Here is a 22,641-nt window from a genome sequence, read left to right as displayed (position 1 = left end):
CAAGTTTAATGTAAGTTCTAATCTAACTATTTATGCTATCTTACTGTTAAATTGTACTATATTATCTATTTTACATTTAATGCGATTTATCATAGTTTTAGTTAGAACAAAACACCCCACTCCTCTATTAAAATTTGCTGCTACAGTTCAAAAAAGAAAACCAACTAAACGAGATCGTTTAATTGGTTTTGAATACTATACAAAAAATAGAATCTACATCATTTCGCTCCAGCTGGACAATGTTCCTCAATAAATTTTTCGAATGTATGGGCTAGATGTTGACTTGTTCCTTCTCCTTCATTAATACTATGTGTACGATTAGGATAAACCATTAAATCAAACATTTTATCATACTTTACCAATTCATTGATCAAGACTTCGGCATTTTTGTAATGCACATTGTCATCCCCAGTACCATGAATGTACAATAGATTTCCCTTTAGATTTTTGGCATAGGTAATTGGTGATGCTTTACTATATGCTGCTTCACTTTCTGTAGGCAAGCCCATATAACGTTCGGTATATATGTTATCATAAAAATGTTGATCCGTCACTGCTGCAATGGCAATTCCTGTTTTGTAAATTTCTGGGTATTGGAACATTAAATTCAAAGTCACCGCTCCTCCCCCGCTCCAGCCATGCACTGCAACTCGATCCGTATCTATAAAAGGCCACTTCAAAATTTCTTTGGCAGCCATTGCTTGATCTCGTGTATTTATAATCCCTATGTTTTTATAAATACATTTACGCCATTCTGTTCCCTTAAATACTGGTGTTCCTCGATTATCTAATGCTATTCCGATATATCCTTTTGGTATTAATTTCGAAATAAAAGAATTGAAATAAGGTACATCATTGGCAACAGCCGACATTGGCTCTCCATAAACAAAAAAGAATAATGGATATTTTTTGGAAGCATCAAAATCAAGTGGTTTTGCCATTATACCATCCATATCAACTCCATCTATCGTTTTGACTTTAATTTTCTCTAAAGTATAATCCCTTTTGGGAGCAGAAAACAAATCAGCATCGTTTGGATAAATTTTCTTGTTCTTTTGCAAAGAAACCAATCGTGAATTCCAATTGCGATTGATATTAGAATTGCTGTGTTTTACAAAAGCGGCATCTGGAGAAAATTTGTAAGTATTGGTACCATCAAATTGACTAGGAGTACTGCGCTTTGTTTTTTTAGTATCTAAATTAGTCTCATATAAATACTGCTGAGTTGCATCGGTAGGGCTGGCAGCTGTATAAATCGTCTTGGTTTCGGGATTGTACGCTAAAAAGTAAGAGTCAAAATTTTCTTTTGTGATTAGCTCCTTGCTTTTACCATTCATCGCAATTTTATAAACATGCATCCAACCGTCTGCATCCGAACTCCATAGGAATGCTTTTCCGTTATCTACAATAGTACACGGAAAACCATCATATACTCCAGAAGAAGTATCGTAAATATCAATCCAAGAGCTGTTTTTTTCTTGATAAATTGGGTTTGCTTTCCCAGTATTGGCTTCACATTTATAGACATTAACCTCATTTTGATGACGATTTAATTGTATAACCATCAATTCATTATTTCCTGTCCACTCCATTCTAGCCAAGTAGTTATTATCTGCCTCGCCAGGGATGTCTAACCAGTTCGTTTTATCTGAATTAATATTTATGATACCCAATTTCACAGCCGAAGGTTTCTCCCCTGCCTTCGGGTATTCAACAGGAACAGTATAAGAGTATAGCGAATCGGTATTATTCATCATCAAATGATACTTTGTATCACTGGCATCTACACGCCAAAAAGCAATACTGTTACCGTCTGGACTCCATCTGAAACCGTCTCTTGCATTGAGTTCTTCCTCATAAACCCAATCAAAAGTTCCGTTTATTATTTTGGCAGTCCCGTCTTTCGTAAGCGGTTTGACAGTCCCAGTCTCAGTATTTTCCACATAAATATTATGCTTGTAGACATAAGCAACATTTTTGTTGTCATTAGAAAACTTGGCAAACATAAGCGATGATGGCTCAAAGTTTTTCCCCAATTGTTTTCCTTTTCCAGAAACGAGATCAAAAAACCAATAATTCCCTTTGGTATTGGCACGCCATACTTTTTTAGAATTGGTAAAAATCAATACTTTGTCCTGCGTTTTATTCCAAACCAGTTTCTCAATTTTACCTTGAAACCCAGCTGACTTGAGTTGTTCTTTGCTTAAAACTACTTTCTTTGCAGTAAGTTCGTTTGCATCATAAACAGTGATGTTATCCTGCTCATTTACCCAAAATAAATGTGAATTTGGCAACCAATCCAGTCTATCAATATTGATTGTGTTTTGAGCAAAAATCGTTTGGGTAAAAAGGTAAATGATTATAAAAGTCTTTTTCATTATTATTTATTATATTTAAAATTAAACATTAGTAAGATATTTTTGAATTTAAAAACAGTTTATCTGCATACATGCTTGAAAGAATGTTATTCGGTTTGAAATAAAATGAAACCAATTGTCTGCCTGACAAAAAACAGAAGCTATTTTTTATCAGACAGACAATTGGAAATAAAATAAATAAGAAAGCTATCTTATTTAAACAAACTTACAAGGTTGTCAAAACCTTGCAAGTTTTAATTTAATAGAAATGACGTGTCATGACTACTTTTTGATTATCAGTTTTCGAGATATTTTTTTGTTCTCTCTTTTACCATGAATGTAATACACTCCATCATTAAGTTGCTCCAGACTGATCACATTAACACCCTCAGATTTTACTTTAAAGGTCTTAACCGTTTGACCTAATTGATTGACAATACTGAAATCTCCATCAAAATCAGATTTAAAATTCACAATACCCGAACTTGGGTTAGGATAAACTACAAAGTCTTGACTTGCCACAAAATCAGAAGTACCCAATGTTGAAAAAGTAATACAATTTGAAGTAGCAGAACAGCCGTTTAAAGTAACAGTCACTTTGTAATCTCCATTCTCAACAGGTTGAAACGATTGATTTATAGCGTCAGTGATATTTACATTTGGACATTTAGTCCATTGGTAAGTAGCACCAACTTGATTAACAGTTATAACTCCTGATGTTATTGAAACGGAAGCAGCAATAGGTGCAGCATCTCCAACTGTGATCGTTTTTACAAGCGTTCTTAAGCTAACATCTTGTATTCTACAGCTATATTCCCCTTTAGTAAGCCCTGTTGCAGTGGCTGCTGTCCCTCCCGAAGGTGACCATAAATAAGTTAAGTTTCCAGTTCCTCCTGTGGCAATTACAGTAGCCGTACCGTCATTTCCTCCACTACAAATTACAGTAGTTTGAGAAATCGTGGCACCAATGGGATTAAGATCTGCCGAATCATTTATATTAAAATTATCAAACCAAATTCTAGTTCCGTATCCAGAAGTGTTTTTAAACTTAATAAGAACGTTAGGCTGATTTTTAACAATACTTAAATCAACTACCTCACTTCTCCAATCCGAATCATGAGTAGGAATCCAATCATTGGTCTCATTAGCTTGTTTTGTAGCTGGATCATCTTGAATAGGAGGCGACACGGTCTGCAATTGCAATTGGTTTTTAGAATACACACTTGTCCAAGTAACACCGCAATCTGAGGAGACCAAAATATCAATTTTGTCTGGTGCTGGTGTTGGATCAGAAGCATTTAAATACTGCGTATAAGCCAAGTCAAAATGCAAATACGGTGTTTCTGTAGCGGAGAAATCAAATGATTTCATAATCAACTCATCTATCTTATTAGAAGGATTATCAGCATTGTTCATTACCAAACACTTTAAGTCCCCTCTTCCCGCTTTGATACTTTTTTTCCAAGTAATTGTATCATTATCAACATTAAGAACCTGCCAATCTTGGATAGGAAACACATTTGCAAAATTTTCCGTAAAAGGAAGTTCGTTTTTTGGTTTAATGACAATTAAATCCTTTTTAGTGGCTTTGTTTCCCACACCAAAGACACCTGCAGCCACCAAAGAAACATCATAACTTCCTGATTTTTTATATATTACCTTCGGATTTTTGCTCGTAGATGTTGCTGGAGTCCCTCCGGGAAATGACCATTCCCAAGATGAAGCCTCTCCTGTTGAAATATCTGAAAACTCAATTGGGAGATCACTACAAGAACTTTTTCCTTTTACAATAAAATCCGAAACTGGTTTTTCGCTACTGTCGAAAGTGAATTTCACATTATCAATCCAAATTCTGGAACCAAATCCAGAAGTCGCTTTTAATTTTATTAAAACATTAGCCTCTCCTTTGTATTCAGTTAGCAAAATTCTCTCTGTTCTCCAATCTGAATCTTTCGTTGGCGTCCATAAATTTATTTCATTAAGATCTGTAGTCGGATCATTAACTGCTACCGCAGTTTCTAATACCGTATGCGTTTTATTATATACATTTTTCCAAGTAACCCCACAATCTTTAGACATCAAAACTGCTAACACATCTGGGCTTACTTCATCATATTTCGCATAAGCCAAGTCAAAAGAAAAGTCTGTAATCCCTTTGGACAAATCCACTGGCTGCAACATTATTTCATCAATATCACCTACATTATTATCAGCTTCGTTCATAATCATACAAGAAGCAGAATTATGGCCAATATCGGATCGTTTCTGCCAAGTTAACTTATCATCTGGATTATTAATATCCCATCCTGTAGGAGGAAAAGCTCCTTCAAAATCTTGTGTAAAAGATACACCATCTGGTTTAACAATCTTAATGTAACCGCTTTTTTCGTTTGGAGTTCCAGCTCCATAAGCATTGGTTGCTGTCATAGTAACTTTAAAAGAGCCGGGAGTATTATAAGTTACCACTGGATTCTTTTCTGTAGAAGTTGCAGGTGTTGCTCCTTCAAAAATCCAACTCCAAGAAATCGGACTGCCAGTAGATACATCAGAAAATGAAATGTTCGTGCTAGTACATTTAGTACTTGTTTGGCTAGCATTAAATTCAGAAAATGGTTTTTCTTTACTATCAAAAGTAAACTTCACATTATCGACCCAAATTCTAGAACCAAATCCGGAAATACTTCTAAACTTAATTAACACATTTGATTGTCCTTTATAGCTATCCAATAGAATTCTTTCCGTTCTCCATTGTGAATCAAGAGTTGGAATCCAATTATTAGGATCCGAACTAACTGCTGTTTCAAGTATAGTATGTGTTTTAGTATATAGTTTATTCCAAGTTACACCACAGTCTTTAGAAATTAATACTTCTAAAACATCTGGGCTATCCTTATCAAATTTAGCATACGCTACATCAAAAGAAAAATCAGTTATCCCTGTAGATAAATTCAAAGGTTTCATTGTAATTTCGTCTATGTCCCCAACCTTATTATCGGCATCGTTCATAATCATGCAAGAAGCAGAATTATGACCCGAATCTGAACGTTTCTCCCAAGTCAGAGCATTGTCTATATTGGTGATTTCCCATCCTGCCGGAGGAAAAACACCTTCAAAACCTTCTGTAAATGAAGTCTCTTCTGGATCAGCAACGTTAATAAAATTGTTTTTCCCAAGGGAAGTTCCTGTTCCATTTGCATTAGAAGTTTGCAAAGTTACCGAATACAATCCTGGCGTATTATACCTAACTATTGGATTTTTTTCTGTAGAAGTTGCAGGTGTTCCGCCAGTAAATGTCCATGCCCAAGAGGTAGGATTTCCTAAAGAAGTATCCACAAAGGGCACGCTCAAGCTATTACAGTTTGTCCTTCTTACATTAGATGTAAAATCCGAAACTGGAGTTGGACTGTTATTGACAACAACATTTACATTGTCTATCCAAATTCTGGTACCATAACCAGAAATATTGGCAAAACGGATAGTAACATTCGATTGCCCCACGTATTGACTAAGATCTACTACCTCTTTTCTCCAATTTTCATCGGTTTTGGGAATCCAACCATTTGATAATTCAGTTGGAATCTCTGTGGTTTGCAGTTCTGTATGCGTTTTAGAATACACATCAGTCCATGTCACTTCACAATCTGTCGAAACTTGTATCTTAAGTATATCAGGGCTGGCATCATCAAATTTAGTATAAGCAACATCAAAAAACATTTGACTATTGGTTCCAGCTGATAAATCGAAAAATGGCAATCTAATATAATCCTTAGCTCCAATAACGGAATTATCGGCATTATTCATTACCATACAAGTTTTATCCGTGTGTCCAGCATCTTTGCGTTTTTCCCATGCAAAACTCTCATCAGGATTGGTAATACTCCATCCTTTTGGAGGGAAAATCCCATCAAAACTCTCCGATAAATCTGCAGACGTTTTTTGACCAACCTCTATATAATCTATTATTTCTTCTGGATCATCTCCAATAGAATTTGAAGCCACCAGTTTTACTTTGTATTTCCCTGCTGTGTTATAAACTACGGTAGGATTCTTTTCTGTAGAAATAGCAGGTGTTCCTCCTTCAAATTCCCAAGTTCTAGCTGTTGGTAATCCAAGGGAAACATCCTTAAAAATTATAGATTTCCCTGCGCAAATAGAGGTGGTGTTACTTGAAAACTTAGCAATAGGAGCAGTTGCTATCACCCCAACAGAGCTAAGATTACTTGTTTGCCATAATAACCCTCTAGGATATTTGGCAACAGTCAAATCATCTAGCCAATACGTCATGGCAATGGTTTGATCTTTGGTATACATTTTTTGACACTCAACATTGTAATCCATGTGATTTTCATAGTTGGCAATAACTCCACAACTGTTAACTGCATTCAGGTTACAACCAAATGCTTGGGTAGTAGGAGGTGTATCAGCCATTCCGTCATTAATAGGATCACAATCTTTTTCGAAAGTATGTTTCAATCCAAAATAATGACCAAACTCGTGTGTCATTACTTTCTCAAAATTTGGACCTGAATACGACCCGCAGGCCGCAGCACTACCGATATAACGCCAGTTGTAAGTTACACGAGGTATTGTTTCCTGAACTGGAAGAAATGCATGACCAGAGCCATTCGTTTCACCAATTTTATTGGGCTGATCTACGATAACAATATCCAAATAAAACTTGCCATTTTTACCCCACCATATATAATCAAAAATTTTAGGATCATAGCCATAATCAACATGAGCATCAGCATGCCAATCCATTCCTGGAGTTTCTAATAAATTACCATCGGGATCAACTGTTGCCGCAACAAATTGTATATCCATCTTACTTTTGACTCCTTCAAATAAAGGACTAACATTGTTAAAATAGGGATACAAACCATTAAAATCCTTATTTACCGTAAGTAGAGCGTCGTTTATTCGACACTTCATATTTTCTTTAGTTACGATACCACCGTTATTCAAAATATGAAATACAACAGGAATAATGTAAGGACCTGACGCCTTTTTTTTGCCAAGGCCAGCTCTTCTGGCTGCTTCTATTTTAGGCAACGCTTGTCTAAAAATAGCTTCTTCCTTTTCTGACAGTTTTGTTCCACAGCCTGGATTTTTTTGGGCGGTAGCGTTTAAAGCCAGCAAAAAGAAAAAGACTAATACTAAGTAGTTTTTCTGTTTCATTAATTTTGGGTTCTTTGGGGTTAATCCTTTTTGTGTGTTTTTAATAATACCATCTCTAATTAAAAAAGACACTCCATTATGTAACTGTCAGAATTACATCTAACTGTTCCTATTTTAATATAGATGATAAATATATTTTACAAACTTATAAAGGTTTTGAAATTACTCATACCAGTCCCTACCAGTATTTTAAAAAAGACGCAAATAAATTATTCTTTTTAAATTGTCTCTCTTTAAAATGGTACTATATGATTACTTTTTAATTTAATGAAAATTCATCTACTCGTATTAATTCTACTTAATTTTAAATAACTCCGAGCCGTTATACTCTACTCAATAGAGGAACAAAATACTAGGATTTTATGCTTGTTTTTTACCTATACTATTTCAGTTAAAAACATAAAAAAGACCATAAAATAACGATTTCTTAACAACTCTCTGAATTCTCAACTTTAGATTTGTCGTAGGTAATTTATTTGTAAAAAAGGAATAGAAAATGATTAACTGACAGATATTTTGTTATTAAACTTGTTACTAACATGATTTTTTCATGATACTATATTATCTCCAAAAAAAAAAATATTTATACAGCTTTATTTTTTAAAAACCCTTTTTAAAAACCATACCAGTAACCTAAATATTTTTCTATGCAAGATTATACTGATTTAAAATTCAATAGTTTTTGTCGTTATTTTGGTTATCTCTGTAAATCACAAAAAAATAAGTTGTGAGTCCGCTCCCACAGCCTCATTTTATCTAAAAAAGAGATTTTTTCAATCTGTAACTAACTAACTATCAGAGCTTTTTTTATTTAAAAAATACTAAGATTCAACACTTTAGGGTTATCGAAGTGGACACAGCAGTGTTGTTTTGGAAAGGAATTGTCTTTTTTTCGTTAAAATAAAACACAAAAAAAGGAATGAAATATTCCTTTTTTTGTGTAAATGATAAATTTTATTGCTTCATTAAAAACTCAATTTCTTCAATTTCGATAGGTAAAGCGCCGGTTAAATTATAGTTCCCATTCTCCGTAAGCAGGAGATCGTTTTCTAATCGGCAACCGATTCCTTCTTCTGGAATATAAATCCCCGGTTCACAAGTTAGCACCATTCCTTTTTCAAATGGACGGGAATAAAGTCCTACATCATGAACATCCAGTCCCAAATAATGAGCCGTACCGTGCATAAAATATTTTTTATAAACAGGAGCATCTGGATTTTGAGAAACAAGTTCTTTTCTGGTAATCAAACCCAATTCAATTAATTCCTTTTCTACCAAAGAAGCCATTTGCTTTTCATAATCGCTAGACAAAACACCTGGTTTTAACAACTTAGAACCTTCTTTCAAACAGTTCAACACGGACTGATATACCGCTCTTTGACGAGGAGAAAACTTTCCGTTTACAGGAACGCATCTTGTAGTATCCGAATTATAATTTCCGTAACAAACCCCAAAATCGACTAAAATCATATCGCCGTCTTGACAAATACCGTCATTCGAATTATAATGTAACGCACAAGCATTTTTCCCCGAAGCCACAATTGGCTTAAAGGCCTGACGCGTTCCACCATTCTTAATTAGTTCGTAAGTGAGTTCGGCTTCCAATTCGTACTCTTTACTATTAGGCCTGACCGCTTTCAAGAGTCTTTTAAATCCTTTAATACTTATAGAAATCGCCTTTTTAATAAGCTCTACTTCTTCATCGGATTTTACTGGTCGTAATTGTCGTGTTATTTTAGCAACTCTGTCATAATGGTGCAAAGGATATTTCTCTTTACACCATTGTATCATGCGGTCCTGCCTTGTAGTCATTTTAGAAGTAACCCTTTTGATATGTTCATTATGTCCTAAATAAAAAATATCGGCTTCAAAAGCGAAAAGCTGTACCGTTTTCTCGAATTCAGTAATCCATTTTACATTTTTAACACCTGAAATTTTAGACACTTCTGCTTTGGTTAAAAAATCTCCCTCCCACAACTTAGTGTGCTCGCTTACTTCTTTTACAAATAAAATGGCTCTGTTTTCTTCTTTAAAAGCATCCGGGTACAGTAACAATATCGTTTCGTCTTGATCAATCCCTGAGAGATAAAACAAATCATTATTTTGTGCAAAACCCATTACATCATCACAATTAGTAGGCATTACATCATTAGAAGAAAGAATCGCAATGGCATTGGAAGTCATTTCATTACAAAAATTACTTCTGTTTTTTTTAAATAAAGAGGATACTATAGCTGGGTATCTCATAATTAACCTTGAAACATATTAGTATTTACAGATGTTGGCTTCCCCGAAATTATTTCGGTAATTATTTTGCCTGTAGCAGGTGCAAGGCTTAATCCCATCATAGCATGTCCTGTTGCCAATACCAAGTTTTTTATCTTCTTATCTCTCGCTATTATTGGCATTCCTGATGGTGTACATGGTCTAAATCCATACCAAGTATCTTTCTCTACTGGTCTATTTACTTTTAAATCAGGATAAAATTCATTGATACTATTTACAATTCCTTGAAGTCTTTTTGCATTGATTTGCGTATCATTGGTGTGTGTAATTTCCATGGTTCCACCAAAACGAATGTCGGTGTTCATTGGAGTTACAGCTACCTTTCCTTCACATAAAATAGCTGGGATGGCTGGTTTTTTCTCTTGATCTTTCAAAGTAAAACTATACCCTTTCCCTGGCAAAATACTTAGTTTAACATTTAATTTTTTAGCAATTTCAGGACTCCAAGATCCGGCAGCCAAAACAACCTCATCCGTAGAAAAAGTACCTTTGTCTGTAATAATTTCAGAAATTATATTGTTGTTCAACGTGAAATCTTGCACTAAAATATTAGGCAGAACTTGAACGTTTAATCGGGTTAGTTCCTCTTTTATAAATTGCATAAACTTTTGCGGATACAAATGCGCATCACTCTTGTAATGTACTGCACCAATAACATCGGTTTTAGTTCCTGTTTCCAGCTTTGCCACTTCTGCTCTTGAAAGATAATCAACTTCTAATCCTAAATGTTCTGCATATTTAGCCTCATGACTAATCTCTTCTGCCACTTTATCCGTTTTATAAAGCATCAAAAGTCCTTTTTCTTTATAAAAAAACGAATTGTTTTCGAGAGCAAAATCACGATACAATTCTTTACTCAGAAGAGACAAATTACGCAATGCCAACATCGAATTTTCGACGTGTTTAAGATTGGCGTGTTTGTAAAATTGTATCCCCCATTTTATTAAATCAGAACTCAACCTAGGTTTTACATAAAAAGGACTTTGACTATCAAACATCCACTTCATGCCTTGTGCTATCATTCCGGGTTGTGCCAATGGAATAATATGTGACGGGACAATCATTCCGGCATTACCGTAAGAACAGCCGTCACTTAAATCTGATTTATCAAAAACTACTACTTGATAGCCTTCTTTTGCCAAATAATAAGCGGTACACAACCCTATTATTCCTCCTCCTATTATGCTTACTTTTTTCATTTACTTTTTATTATTTGAGAGAAGAAACAAGAATTAAGAGAATAGAAACAAGAGGTAAGAAACAAGACAATAAATGGTAAACAAGTATGTCTTTTTAATATTCATTTAGCTTTTTTCTCTCTATTCTTTTCTCTTTGTTCTATTATCTTCTTAAATTACCTGAAAACCAAACGCATAAGGATCATCCTCGCCATCAATTATGATGTTATTGTATCCATATACTTTTGCCCAACCTTGAATACTTGGTACTATTGCTTTGATATCTCCAATTAAGGTTTCTTCCTCTACTCTACCGATAAATTTACTGCCAATATAACTTTCATGAATAAAGTCTTCACCCAATTTTAATTTTCCTTTAGCGTGTAGTTGCGCTAATCTCGCCGAAGTCCCTGTTCCACAAGGCGAACGATCGATGGCTTTATCTCCATAAAAAACAGCATTTCTACCCGAAGAACTTGGATCTAATGGCTCTCCTGTCCATAACAAGTGACTCACATCACGAATGGTATCATTTTCCGGATGAATGAAAAGATTTGGATATTTCTCATTAATACGCTTACGAACTTCTTGGCTGTATTGCACAATCTTACCAGCCGTAAAATCCTGAACACCTGAAAAGTTTTTTTGAGGATCTACAATAGCATAATAATTCCCTCCATAGGCTACATCAAATTTTATTTCTCCTAATTCAGGGCAATCAATAGTTAATCCTTCGGCAGCCAAATAGGATTTTACATTCGTTAAACGAACCCAATCTACTTTTTTGCCTGTTTGTTGATACTCTATTTCAACCAAACCCGCAGGAGCTTCCATCTTGATTTTTCCGGGAACTTTTGGGGTAACCAAACCTTCTTCGATAGCAATGGTAATGGTACCAATGGTTCCGTGTCCGCACATTGGCAAACAACCTGATGTTTCTATAAATAAGATTCCAAAATCATTTTCAGGATTACTTGGCGGATATAAAATACTACCACTCATCATATCATGACCACGGGGCTCAAACATCAATCCTTTTCGAATCCAATCAAATTCGGAAAGAAAGTGTTGCCGTTTCTCACTCATGTTTGCCCCAACAAGATTAGGTCCACCACCGGCAACAACTCTTACGGGATTCCCGCAAGTGTGTGCATCTACGCAAAAGAAGGTTTTTCTTGACATTTTTCTATGTGTGAATACGTTTGTTTGTTATTTACTAACCTTAAAATCCCCAATGGATTTTCGTCTTGCAACTCAATTGGCAACAAGGCATTGGGCCAATTTTGATAACTTACCGGTCTTATCCATCGTTTTACGGCATGAATTCCAACTGCTGTAAATCGAGAATCAGATGATGCAGGATAAGGCCCGCCGTGTAACATTGAAGGACAAACCTCGGCACCGGTTGGCACTCCGTTAAAAATTAATCGTCCAACTCTATTTTGTAAAGCCGCAATCACATTGGTATAATTTCCAATTTCAGATTCCTCCGCAATGATAGTTCCTGTTAATTGCCCTTCTAGTTTGTCTATTATGGCAACTAGTTCCGCTTCATTCTCACATTGAACAATAAGCGAAAAAGGCCCAAACACTTCTTGATGAAGACTTGAGTTTTCTAAAAAGGTTTTTCCATTTACAACCAACACTGTTTGTGCAGCATAATTAGGTGCTATTTCCGATTTGATTTCAGCAACGGTAGTAACTCCGTCTTGTTGTTGCAATTCTTTTTTGCCATTTGTAAAGTTATTTAAAATCGTAGGATGCAGCATACAGGATGGAGCAATTTTCTCAATTTCGCTAGACAATTGCGTTACAAATTGACTCAATGCATCACTTTTTATTCCTAAAAGCAGTCCCGGATTGGTACAAAACTGACCCGTCCCTAAAGTGATGGAACCCGCATAAGCCGTTGCCCAAGAAGCACTTTTTTGTTCTAAAGCCTGAGGCAATAAAACTACTGGATTGATACTTCCCATTTCGGCAAAAACAGGAATTGGTTCTGGGCGTTGTGAAGCCAAATCGAATAAGGCTCTACCTCCTTTTATGCTTCCTGTAAATCCAACTCCTTTTACCAGTGGATGTCTAACAAGACTACCTCCTACAGCTACTCCGCCACCATTCAGGTTAGAGAATACCCCTTCTGGCATATTTGTTTTTTGTGCTGCTTTAATCACTGCCGAAGCTACCATCTCACCGGTTCCAACATGCATAGAGTGACTCTTTACAATTACTGGACAACCAGCCGCTAATGCCGATGCCGTATCACCTCCTGCTGTAGAATAAGCAAAAGGGAAATTACTGGCTCCAAAAACCACTACAGGTCCAAAAGGAACTACCATTTTGCGTAAATCAATTTTTGGAATAGGCAGTCTTTCCGGCAATGCTGTGTCTATTGTTGCTTCTACCCAATTTCCTTCAGCAACCATATCTGCAAAAGAGCGCAATTGCAAAATCGTACGTCCTCTTTCCCCTTCGGCTCTGCCTTTTGGGAAACCCGATTCTGCACAATATACTGCTAACAATTCGTCTCCAAGCGCCAATATTTCATCGGCTATGGCATTTAGAAAAGCTGCTTTTTCTTTACCCGGACAGTTTTTATACACTTTATAAGCTTCGTTTGCCAAAGCAACTGTTTCCTCAATTTCGGTTGGAGTTGCCTCAACAAATAACCATGGATTTTCTGTGTTTAACTGAGGGTTAAACGTTTTAAACGTTTTATTCCCACTAGCCTTTAACTGGCTTCCTATATAATTTTTACCTGTTATCATTGTGCGTTATTTAATTTTGATTCACTTGTTTTATCTTTCTTCCCAAAACATAAACCCAAATCATTATTTATATCTGTATCTGCAAAACTTTTACTAAAGGGGTAACTTATAAAAAAGCTACCCCACAAACCAACAACCTAAAATTAAAAAATATTGATTATTCAGTTTTCAGTCACAGTTCTCAGAATTTGTCTAAAACAATCCAATTTATTAATTTATAAAAAAGGGAGTCAATTTTAAAAATTAACACCTTTTTTGGACTGAAAACTGAGACTGAAAACTGGGAACTGAGACTGGGAACTAAAAAAAATTACACCAACACTTGACCATTACAATTTTTGTAATCTGGTAATGTTGGTCTTGTTCTAAGACCTTCAGCAATAATAGCCAAAACTTTTTCTCTTTCTGCTCCTTGAAGCGGCAATCTAGGGGCACGAACATATTCTGTTCCTAAACCTGTGGCAACCTCAGCCAATTTGATATTCTGAACCAAAAAGGCATTAATATCCAATTCCAACAAAGGCAAAAACCATCTGTAGATTGCTAAAGCTTCGTCAATTCGTCCCGCTTTTGCTAAATTGAAAATAGCAACGGTCTCTTTCGGAAAGGCATCAACCAAACCAGATACCCATCCGTCAGATCCCATCAATATACTTTCTAAAGCTAAAGTATCCACACCAGAAAGAATCTTCAAACGGTCGCCGAAACGATTAATGATTCTAGTCACATTCGAAATGTCTCTAGTAGATTCTTTTACGGCCTGAATGTTATCGAACTTCAATATTTCTTCAAACATATCCAGTGTAACCTCGGTTTTATAATCAACTGGATTATTGTACACCATAATGGGTAATGAAGTGTTTTTTGCAACTTCCGAAAAGTAAACAACCGTTTCATATTCTGAGGCAGCATAACGCATTGGAGGCAGCATCATTAATCCTTTTGCTCCATCTTTTTCAGCTTGGTTTGCTGCTGCAATGGCTCCACGAGTCGTTTGCTCTGCTATGTTCATAATAATAGGAACTTGCCCACCTACAATTCCAACAGTACCTCTAACTAATTCTCTTTTTTCTTCTTCTAATAAGGTACTGGCTTCTCCAAGAGTCCCTCCTAAAATTATTCCGCTAACTCCTGCTTCAAGCTGTGCTTTTACATTCACTTCAAACATGTCGAAATCTAATTTGTCATCCGCAGTAAACTTGGTAGTGACTGCCGGCATTACGCCTTTCCATTGAATACTCATAATCGCTAATATTTTTTTTTCCAAAATTAAATGTTATACCCCTATAAAACCTTTAGTAAATTACCCAGAACTAATACTATACTATCTTGTTTAAAAAGAAATACGCTAATATTGAGTAATATATGCAAATTTAATTTATATTTGAAACCTATATAACCAACCAAAAACAAAAAACCACATGAAAATTTTTCCCTTTAAAATACCGAAACCTAAAGAAGAGGCGCTGATTTATCAAGAAGATAAAGAAGTTGTTTTTTATGGAAAATTACACCAACACGAGGAAATCCAAATTAGCTACATTGCCAATGGCGAAGGGAATATTCTTGTTGGAGATACAATTACCGGCTATCAAAAAGGAAATGTTATTGTATTAGGAAGCAATTTACCCCATGTATTTAGAAGCGAAATCAATACTGATGAAACATCTGTTATGATGACCTTGTTTTTTACAGCAGATTCTTTCGGCAACAATTTCTTTGATCTGCCTGAATTCAAAATACTTGAATCCTTTTTTACTTCTATAAAAAATGGCTTCAAAATAGATGCTATTTCGCAAAAAACTGTAAATCAATTCAATAAATTAAAAAAAGCCAATGAGTTTGATCGTTTTATACTGTTTTTTAAACTAATTAAAAGCATTTGCCTCCATGAGAAAAAAGCGCTTTCCAATTTTATCTATGACAAACCCTTTACGGATAGAGAAGGCAAGAGGATGCAATTGGTTTTTGACTATGTGATGACCAATTACCAAAGAGACATTTCTCTAGAGGAAATTGCCTCCTTGTCTAATATGACTAAAAATGCTTTTTGTCGCTATTTTAAATTAAGAACCAACAAAACTTTTTTTCAGTTCTTGATTGATATTCGTATAGAACGAGCAAGTAAATTATTATTGAAGAATCGAGAACTTTCTGTTATAGAAATTGCCGAATTATGTGGCTTTAATAATATTTCTAATTTCAACAGAAAATTCAAAGAATTGAAACACAGTTCTCCATTACAATATAGAAAGTTAAACACCTAAGGAATCTTTAACCCAAAATCCGCTAGACTTCATGCCCAACACAAATTACAATCGTTATCCTACCAGTCCCGAAATTTTTGGGATTATTGGATTACCAAAAACAATTGGTATAACTCATCCAAACCCCGAAAGGGGTGCAATGATTATAGAAAATATATAACATCTGTGAGCAAACCCTGAAGGTGGGGTGCAATTATTTAACTTTTTTATTAAAAAAAAACATCCTAATAATCAATACATTCAGATATAAAAATACCACCCCTTCAGGGTTTTGGGATGATGAAATTAATTATTTCGATAATCATTTTACCCTTTCAGGGTTTCCAGAAGGCATCAAAGATGGCATTTAACCTGTAACAATCGAAAATACCAATGATTGCTAATGCGGAATCTGGATAAAACATTATAAAAAAACAAAAAACCCAACAAAAATTAATTTGTCGGGTTTTGTTTTTATGCATGCAGTTGCAGTTTAGACTACATATAGCTTAAGATCTCTTTTTTGAGAGCGTCATATTCGCCTTGCAAAATCAAACCGTTATCAAGTAATTTTTTATAATTTTGAAGTTTCGCAAAAAGTTCGTCTTGCGTTAATTCATTTGACTTTTTCTCTGTAGAAGTAGCTGTGTTTTCTATAATAGGCTCTGCGTAATTAGAAACGACTGGCATTATTTCAGCAAAATCAGTCACTTCTTCGGTTTCCATTTCTTCAATCAATTCTGATTCTTGTATTAATGATGGAGCAATTTCCTCAGTTATTACAGAGGCTGCCACACCATTTTTCAAAATATCCAATTGTTCTTTGGCATAGGTAAATATTTTACGCGCTTGAATCTTCGGGATATAATCAATTGACACCTGCATATCTGTTTTGGTCGAAAAAGAGAATTCTGATCCTAGAATATTTTCTTTTACAAAAGTCCCGTCAATATCATCCCAAGTGTAATCTATAAAGCTCATAGACAAACCCAAGTTTTTGGGCTGACAAATGATGATTCTTTTATTGGTCAACACAATACTATCTGGAAGTACGGTCAATGCTGGTTTTTTTTGAACCGCAATATACCCTACTTCTTCATTTCTCATTAAGATGTCCTGCAATTTTGAAGTGACTTTCTCAATCGCTTTTGGATCTTGTTCTTCGTTTAAAAACTTTTTAATTTGTTCTTTCATTTTTTTATAAAGTTGCTGAGCGTTTTTTTTACTTGTTGAACAAAAGTAATGCCTAATTTTCTAATTCTACAATTTCGATTTGAATTTTCTTTGTTAAACTTTTAAAAACCAAGTCATAGGAATGATCTATCAACTCTTTAACCAGAGAATCCGAGGCGTCGTTATTTACTCCAATCGTATTCCAATGTACTTTACTCATGTGAAAACCAGGATTTATGGCATCGTACTCGGCACGCAATTCTTGTGCGCGTTCCGGATCACACTTGAGATTCATAGCAGGAGTTCCCTTTTCCCATTGCAATAAGGAGGACAAAGCAAACATTTTTCCGCCTACTTTAAAGACCAACGTATCCTCATCAAATGGAAAATGTTCCGTAACTCCTTTTTTAGAAAGGCAATATTCGTAATAGGTTTCTAGATTCATATTTTTATTTTCTCCATCATTTTTTCTGGGTGTGCCAATGCTTTAAAACCAAATTTCTCATACAAAAAATGAGCATCACTTGTAGCCAATCTCCATATTTTAACCTCTTTTAAAACAGGTTCTTCCATCATCGCCGAAATTAAGATCGAAGAATATCCTTTTCCTCTATGTTCTTCACTTATAAAAACATCCATCACATAGGCAAAAACCACATAATCAGTAATCACTCTGGCAAAGCCAATTTGTACGTCATCGAGATAAATCCCAAAACAAACCGAGCTATCAATAGTTCTTTGCACTTCATCAATGGTTCGTCCTGCTGCCCAATAAATGTCTTTCAAAAAATGCTGAATGAAAGGAATATTCAGCTTCTGCTTATCTGTTGAAACGGCAATCATACCTATTTATTTTAAATTTCTATTTACTCATTAATGTTCAAACGACGATACAAAATAGGTTTACTCGGACTCGCGTCATTTTCGAACGAAGCGATTTGTAGGTTTAACAAATAACTTCCATCCTGTACTTCTTCGGCAACATAAATCATTTCAGTAATGGTGCAATCCAATCTCGCATCGGCATTTAAATTATTGACATCTTTTACATTCCAAAATGCTTTGTGTGCCAATAACTTTCCTTCATCGTGTTCTTTATCCACACTCGGTAAATCTATTAATAAATGTTTGATTCCGCTTTCGCGAATGAAACGCGCAGCATCTTCTGTCAGATAAGGCGGATTGGTATTTGAGTATTTTAGGGATTTTTTGTTCTCTAAATTGGGTAATGTTCTAATGATAATTGCTTCAGGTGTCACACTGAGTGAAGTCGCAGTGCTTAATGCTCTTTGAATCTGATTTTTAGTAATCACTAAATCTTCTCCTAGTATTTCGGGTTGAACCGAAACCAATTCTGCCATGAAAAAAAACTGCTTCAAACATTGATTGATGCTATAAAATTCTCTTGTAATATGTCCCAAACATTCGGTATGAGTTCCGTGTCCATGAGGGTTGAAGAAAATATTATTGAAGTTGGTCGATGATTTTCCTTCTGAAACTTTACCGATCCAATCGCCAAAAACAACGGGTTCTATTACGGGTTTTTCGATGTACCACGCAATAGGATTCTCGTCTGTATTGGTTATTGGGATTGAAATGTCAATGGGTTTTGATAGGTCAATTTTAATAATCTGGTTGTTATGTTGGATTGTTGCGAGCATAAACTAATCAATCGGTTTAGGATATTTTTGTTTAAAGTTAAAAACAATTTCCGAAACACCATTTTTTTGCAAGTAATCTAATTTTTCCATTGCTTGATTAATGTCTGGAATTTCTCCTTTTTTAACCCACCACATTGCAGTAGAAACTTGTCCAAAAGATTGAAACCATTCTTTCCTGCGTTTCAAAAACTCCGAATGAAAGGTTTTATACATATAGTGTTCCAACGATTCTATGCTATCCCAAACAGAAATATTTACAATAATTTGTTCATCATTATAGGGGTTTAAATTGGTCGCATTATTGTCTTCGTCTTTTAATCGCCATACAAATCCTTCGCTTTGCTCGGCAATTTCATTGACTTTGTCTAGATTATCGACAAATTCTTTCATAATTGGGTCGTTAATAGCTACACCCTTCATTCTAGCAATATTTATTTCTGCAAGCTGATATTCTGTCATTTTGTTATTTGTTTATTTGATGATTACGAATGCGAATCAAGTGTAAAAATAAAATGTTGTTATACTTCTAATTAGACCTAACAGGTTTTAAAAACCTGTTAGGTCTCTGCCCAAAACCAAAAGGTTGCATATCCAACTCTTGATTCGCATTATGACGTATTTTGCAGCCTTATAATAGGACAATAATTTTTATCTATTATCCTTTATATCAATCGAAACCATACATAAAGTTCTAACCGTTTTTCCGTTTTTTTCTCCTGCTTCCCACTTTGGACACGCTTCTAAACAGCGCAAAGTTTCCCTAGAAGTCCCATACCCAAAATCTCTAATAATTGCTATGTTAGATAATGATCCGTCTTTTTCTACTATAAGTTCAAGAATCATTTTTCCTTCATATCCCTTTTCTGCATCAATCCGAAAATTTGCATTCATGTACTTATCAAATTCTCCTATTCCACCCTTGTACACTGGTTGTTTTTCGACTTCGTAACTTTTCAGTACAATTTCAGTATCATCCGTTCTTTGACCATAACTATTTGATGCCATTGTCAAAATAAGAAACACAAAATATTTTTTCATTTATTATTTCAATTATAGTTACAATTCATCTATTACTTCTAAACTAACCTCTTTGCGATTGTTTCTACTCCAAATTTAAATAAAACAAATCACTTGCAATTCCATCAGTCAAAAACTTTCCTTTTGGAGTAGGTTTTAGAATATTATTGTCAATAGAAAGCAGATCATCGTTTAGGAACTTTTGAGCTTGTTTGTGTAAATACTCTAAATATTCGCTTCCGAATTCGGTTTCGATTCTAACCAAAGAGACACCCCAAATCGTTCGCAAACCCGTCATGATGTATTCGTTGTAACGGTCTGCAATCGATAGTATTTCTATTTCATTGGGCAGTTTATCTTCCTGAATCGATTTTAAATAAAGGGCATTATTCGAAACATTCCAACTTCTAGAAACCCCATCATAACTGTGAGCGGAAGGGCCAATTCCTAAGTATTTTTTCCCCAACCAATAGGCCGAATTGTTCTTAGAAAAATAATTGGCTTTCCCAAAATTCGACAATTCATAATGGATAAAATCATTGGCTTCGAGCGTTTCTACCAAAATCGCAAAGTGTTCCTGAGCCGATTCGTCATTGGGTTTGGCAATTTTTCCCGTTTGAATGAGTTTCTTCAAAGCTGTTTTGGGTTCCACCGTCAAGGCATAGCTCGAAATATGTGGCACCCCAAAAGACAAAGCCCTTTCTATGTTTTGCTTCCATTTCTCGTTGCTCATTCCTGGAATTCCATAAATCAAATCGAGAGAAATAGTATCGAAATATTTAGTAGCTTCTTCCAAACATTTTTGGGCTTCCGCCGAATTATGCGCTCGGTTCATCATAATTAAATCATCTTCAAAAAAAGATTGAATTCCGATGCTGAGTCGGTTGATACGGCTTTTTGATAATTCAACAATTCGTTCACTCGATAAATCGTCAGGATTGGCTTCGAGGGTAATTTCCGGGTTTTCAACAACGGTATAATGGGTATAAACCTCGGCAATCAAGAATTCTATTTCTGCCGTAGTCAATACCGATGGCGTTCCCCCTCCGAAATAGATGGTTTCAACAAGTTCATTCCGAAACTCATTTTTGCGCATTTGCAATTCTTTGGCAATAGCCAAAACCATCTCGTCTTTCTTCTTCATCGAAGTCGAAAAATGAAAATCGCAGTAATGACACGCCTGCTTGCAGAATGGTATGTGTATGTAGATTCCTGACATAATTTAGTATTCAGTCGCAGTTTTCAGTTTTCAGTCTCAGCTTCCTGTTATGCACTGACAACTGAGACTGAAAACGGAAAACTATTTTTTTACTCGTTCTTCGTTTTGTTTCACAAAAGCATCCCAACCGGTATAACTTTTCTCCCCAACCGTTTTTCCAGAATTAAAAAAATGACAAACTGCCGCTGCCAATCCATCGGTAGAATCCAGATTTTTGGGTAATTCTTTCAAGCCCAATAATTGTTGGAGCATTTTGGCTACTTGTTCTTTACTGGCATTTCCGTTTCCGGTAATGGCCATTTTTATCTTTTTGGGCTCATATTCGGTAATGGGAATATCTCTGGAAAGCCCTGCTGCCATAGCCACACCTTGCGCGCGACCTAATTTTAACATCGATTGTACGTTCTTACCAAAGAAAGGAGCCTCAATCGCAATTTCATCGGGATGATGTGTTTCTATTAACTCGATAGTGCGTTCAAAAATAATTTTTAATTTCTGGTAATGATTGTCGTATTTGGACAATTGCAATTCGTTGAGTTGCAAAAATTCCATTTTTTTATTGACAATTTTTATCAATCCAAAACCCATAATGGTAGTTCCGGGGTCTATTCCTAATATGATGCGTTCTTTTGTCAAGGTTTGTTTTTAAGTTGTTACACGGTAGCTATTACATGAAATTGCTAAACGCCACTTGGCAGTGGTTTTTATTTTCCATTTACAACTCTTTCGATATTTTCATATGCACTAAGAATAAATTCGATATTTGGGTTTTCATCGTGGTATAGTAAAGAGGAATAGATTATATATGTATTTCCTCCAGATTCAAACCTTACAATATTATCCGCTTTTTTAACAGATTTTAAAGTGCTTTTTTTATACCATCTATCGAAAACATTGAATCTTTTTTCTGCTCTTTCTTCATCTTGTGAACAAATATAAATAAGAGAATTTTCTACATTTATAAAGAAAATTGTCACAATATTTTCGATGGTTTTTGAAACTAAACTGTCAAAAGGTTCTATATCATCAGTTACTTTTTCAATAATAATCTGAAAGACATTTGGAATAGGAATATCGGAGGCAAAGTCAAGGGTTTCATCAACAATAAAAACTATTTTATATTCAATATTGTTTTTAGTTGAGAAGGTATAGGTGTTTGCGGATTCGTTGAAAGTGTAGTTATATAGGTTTGGCAAACTTAATTCCTTTTTCAGTTAATTTTTCAATAGGAGTGTTGCCTTTCAAGAATGAACGAACCAAAGCCTTGTCTGAAACCATTTTGGTTAAGGACTTTATAATTGCTTCTTTATTTATTACTTTATTGTTCATAGGACAAAATTACAATATCAAATGTTAAAAAATATAGCTTCTAAATTGTTTGTTTTTATTACGTTAGGCAATTGTATAGAAGAAAACTATTTAAAAAAGATATTTAGGTTGTTTATAAACGATTTTTCTTGGTTACTAGGAAAATCACTGCCAACACAGAGATTCACAAAGTTTAATTTCACTATAAAACATTTGCCTTCTTTTACAAATCCTTCGTGAATCTTCGCAA

The 22,641-nt window shown here is 35.0% G+C and carries 18 protein-coding genes; 1 reads left to right on the top strand and 17 read right to left on the bottom strand.

What is annotated here, in order from left to right; all coding sequences use genetic code 11:
• Positions 1-218 precede the first annotated feature (218 nt).
• From FNW52_RS14700 to FNW52_RS14670, 7 genes are all read right to left on the bottom strand, one after another.
• On the bottom strand, positions 219-2,378 hold the full coding sequence (locus FNW52_RS14700; protein WP_143378204.1) for a DPP IV N-terminal domain-containing protein: 2,160 nt from the start codon (positions 2,376-2,378) through the stop codon (positions 219-221).
• Positions 2,379-2,639: 261 nt separating this feature from the next.
• On the bottom strand, positions 2,640-7,535 hold the full coding sequence (locus FNW52_RS14695) for a PKD domain-containing protein (RefSeq protein WP_143378203.1): 4,896 nt from the start codon (positions 7,533-7,535) through the stop codon (positions 2,640-2,642).
• 954 nt (positions 7,536-8,489) lie between these two features.
• Entirely contained in the window at positions 8,490-9,782 is a 1,293-nt protein-coding gene (locus FNW52_RS14690; RefSeq protein ID WP_143378202.1) for an aminopeptidase P family protein, read from the bottom strand.
• A gap of 2 nt (positions 9,783-9,784) precedes the next feature.
• Positions 9,785-11,020: an FAD-binding oxidoreductase gene (locus FNW52_RS14685; RefSeq protein ID WP_143378201.1), complete on the bottom strand. Its 1,236-nt coding sequence runs from the start codon at positions 11,018-11,020 to the stop codon at positions 9,785-9,787.
• A gap of 150 nt (positions 11,021-11,170) precedes the next feature.
• Positions 11,171-12,181, bottom strand: a complete 1,011-nt coding sequence (locus tag FNW52_RS14680) for a 4-hydroxyproline epimerase (RefSeq protein ID WP_143378200.1) — start codon at positions 12,179-12,181, stop codon at positions 11,171-11,173.
• Positions 12,154-13,767 carry an aldehyde dehydrogenase (NADP(+)) gene (locus FNW52_RS14675; RefSeq protein WP_143378199.1) on the bottom strand — a complete coding sequence of 538 codons (1,614 nt, stop codon included), beginning with the start codon at positions 13,765-13,767 and terminating at the stop codon, positions 12,154-12,156. The genes FNW52_RS14680 and FNW52_RS14675 overlap by 28 nt, the downstream gene beginning before the upstream one ends.
• Positions 13,768-14,077: 310 nt before the next feature.
• On the bottom strand, positions 14,078-15,010 hold the full coding sequence (locus tag FNW52_RS14670) for a dihydrodipicolinate synthase family protein (RefSeq protein ID WP_143378198.1): 933 nt from the start codon (positions 15,008-15,010) through the stop codon (positions 14,078-14,080).
• A gap of 178 nt (positions 15,011-15,188) precedes the next feature.
• Between FNW52_RS14670 and FNW52_RS14665 the strand changes: the two genes are divergently transcribed.
• Positions 15,189-16,034, top strand: a complete 846-nt coding sequence (locus FNW52_RS14665; RefSeq protein WP_143378197.1) for an AraC family transcriptional regulator — start codon at positions 15,189-15,191, stop codon at positions 16,032-16,034.
• 477 nt (positions 16,035-16,511) lie between these two features.
• On the opposite strand, the gene FNW52_RS14660 is transcribed toward FNW52_RS14665, so the two are convergent.
• The 10 genes from FNW52_RS14660 to FNW52_RS20820 form a co-directional block, all read right to left on the bottom strand.
• On the bottom strand, positions 16,512-17,207 hold the full coding sequence (locus FNW52_RS14660) for a PH domain-containing protein (RefSeq protein WP_143378196.1): 696 nt from the start codon (positions 17,205-17,207) through the stop codon (positions 16,512-16,514).
• Positions 17,208-17,259: 52 nt separating this feature from the next.
• Complete coding sequence (locus tag FNW52_RS14655; protein ID WP_143378195.1) at positions 17,260-17,631, bottom strand: MmcQ/YjbR family DNA-binding protein; 372 nt, start codon at positions 17,629-17,631, stop codon at positions 17,260-17,262.
• Positions 17,628-18,029, bottom strand: a complete 402-nt coding sequence (locus FNW52_RS14650) for a GNAT family N-acetyltransferase (protein ID WP_143378194.1) — start codon at positions 18,027-18,029, stop codon at positions 17,628-17,630. The genes FNW52_RS14655 and FNW52_RS14650 overlap by 4 nt, the downstream gene beginning before the upstream one ends.
• Before the next feature lie 23 nt (positions 18,030-18,052).
• Positions 18,053-18,847 carry a cyclase family protein gene (locus FNW52_RS14645; RefSeq protein ID WP_143378193.1) on the bottom strand — a complete coding sequence of 265 codons (795 nt, stop codon included), beginning with the start codon at positions 18,845-18,847 and terminating at the stop codon, positions 18,053-18,055.
• Positions 18,848-18,850: 3 nt separating this feature from the next.
• On the bottom strand, positions 18,851-19,306 hold the full coding sequence (locus FNW52_RS14640) for a DUF3291 domain-containing protein (RefSeq protein ID WP_143378192.1): 456 nt from the start codon (positions 19,304-19,306) through the stop codon (positions 18,851-18,853).
• Between the two features lie 189 nt (positions 19,307-19,495).
• A complete protein-coding gene (locus FNW52_RS14635) occupies positions 19,496-19,852 on the bottom strand; it encodes an energy transducer TonB (RefSeq protein ID WP_185965999.1) in 357 nt (118 codons plus the stop codon).
• A gap of 97 nt (positions 19,853-19,949) precedes the next feature.
• Positions 19,950-21,083 (bottom strand): radical SAM family heme chaperone HemW, encoded by a 1,134-nt coding sequence (hemW, locus tag FNW52_RS14630; protein WP_143378190.1) that lies wholly within the window; start codon positions 21,081-21,083, stop codon positions 19,950-19,952.
• Positions 21,084-21,164: 81 nt separating this feature from the next.
• Complete coding sequence (gene ruvC, locus FNW52_RS14625) at positions 21,165-21,719, bottom strand: crossover junction endodeoxyribonuclease RuvC (RefSeq protein ID WP_143378189.1); 555 nt, start codon at positions 21,717-21,719, stop codon at positions 21,165-21,167.
• A gap of 68 nt (positions 21,720-21,787) precedes the next feature.
• Positions 21,788-22,279: a DUF6169 family protein gene (locus FNW52_RS14620; RefSeq protein WP_143378188.1), complete on the bottom strand. Its 492-nt coding sequence runs from the start codon at positions 22,277-22,279 to the stop codon at positions 21,788-21,790.
• Entirely contained in the window at positions 22,263-22,412 is a 150-nt protein-coding gene (locus FNW52_RS20820; protein ID WP_185965998.1) for a hypothetical protein, read from the bottom strand. Before FNW52_RS20820 ends, FNW52_RS14620 begins: the two co-directional genes overlap by 17 nt.
• Between the last annotated feature and the right edge of the window lie 229 nt (positions 22,413-22,641).

This window comes from Flavobacterium sp. ZT3R18, assembly GCF_007097385.1.
GTDB lineage: Bacteria > Bacteroidota > Bacteroidia > Flavobacteriales > Flavobacteriaceae > Flavobacterium.
Note: the sequence above shows the minus strand (reverse complement) of the source record. Positions and strands in the feature narration are given on the sequence as shown.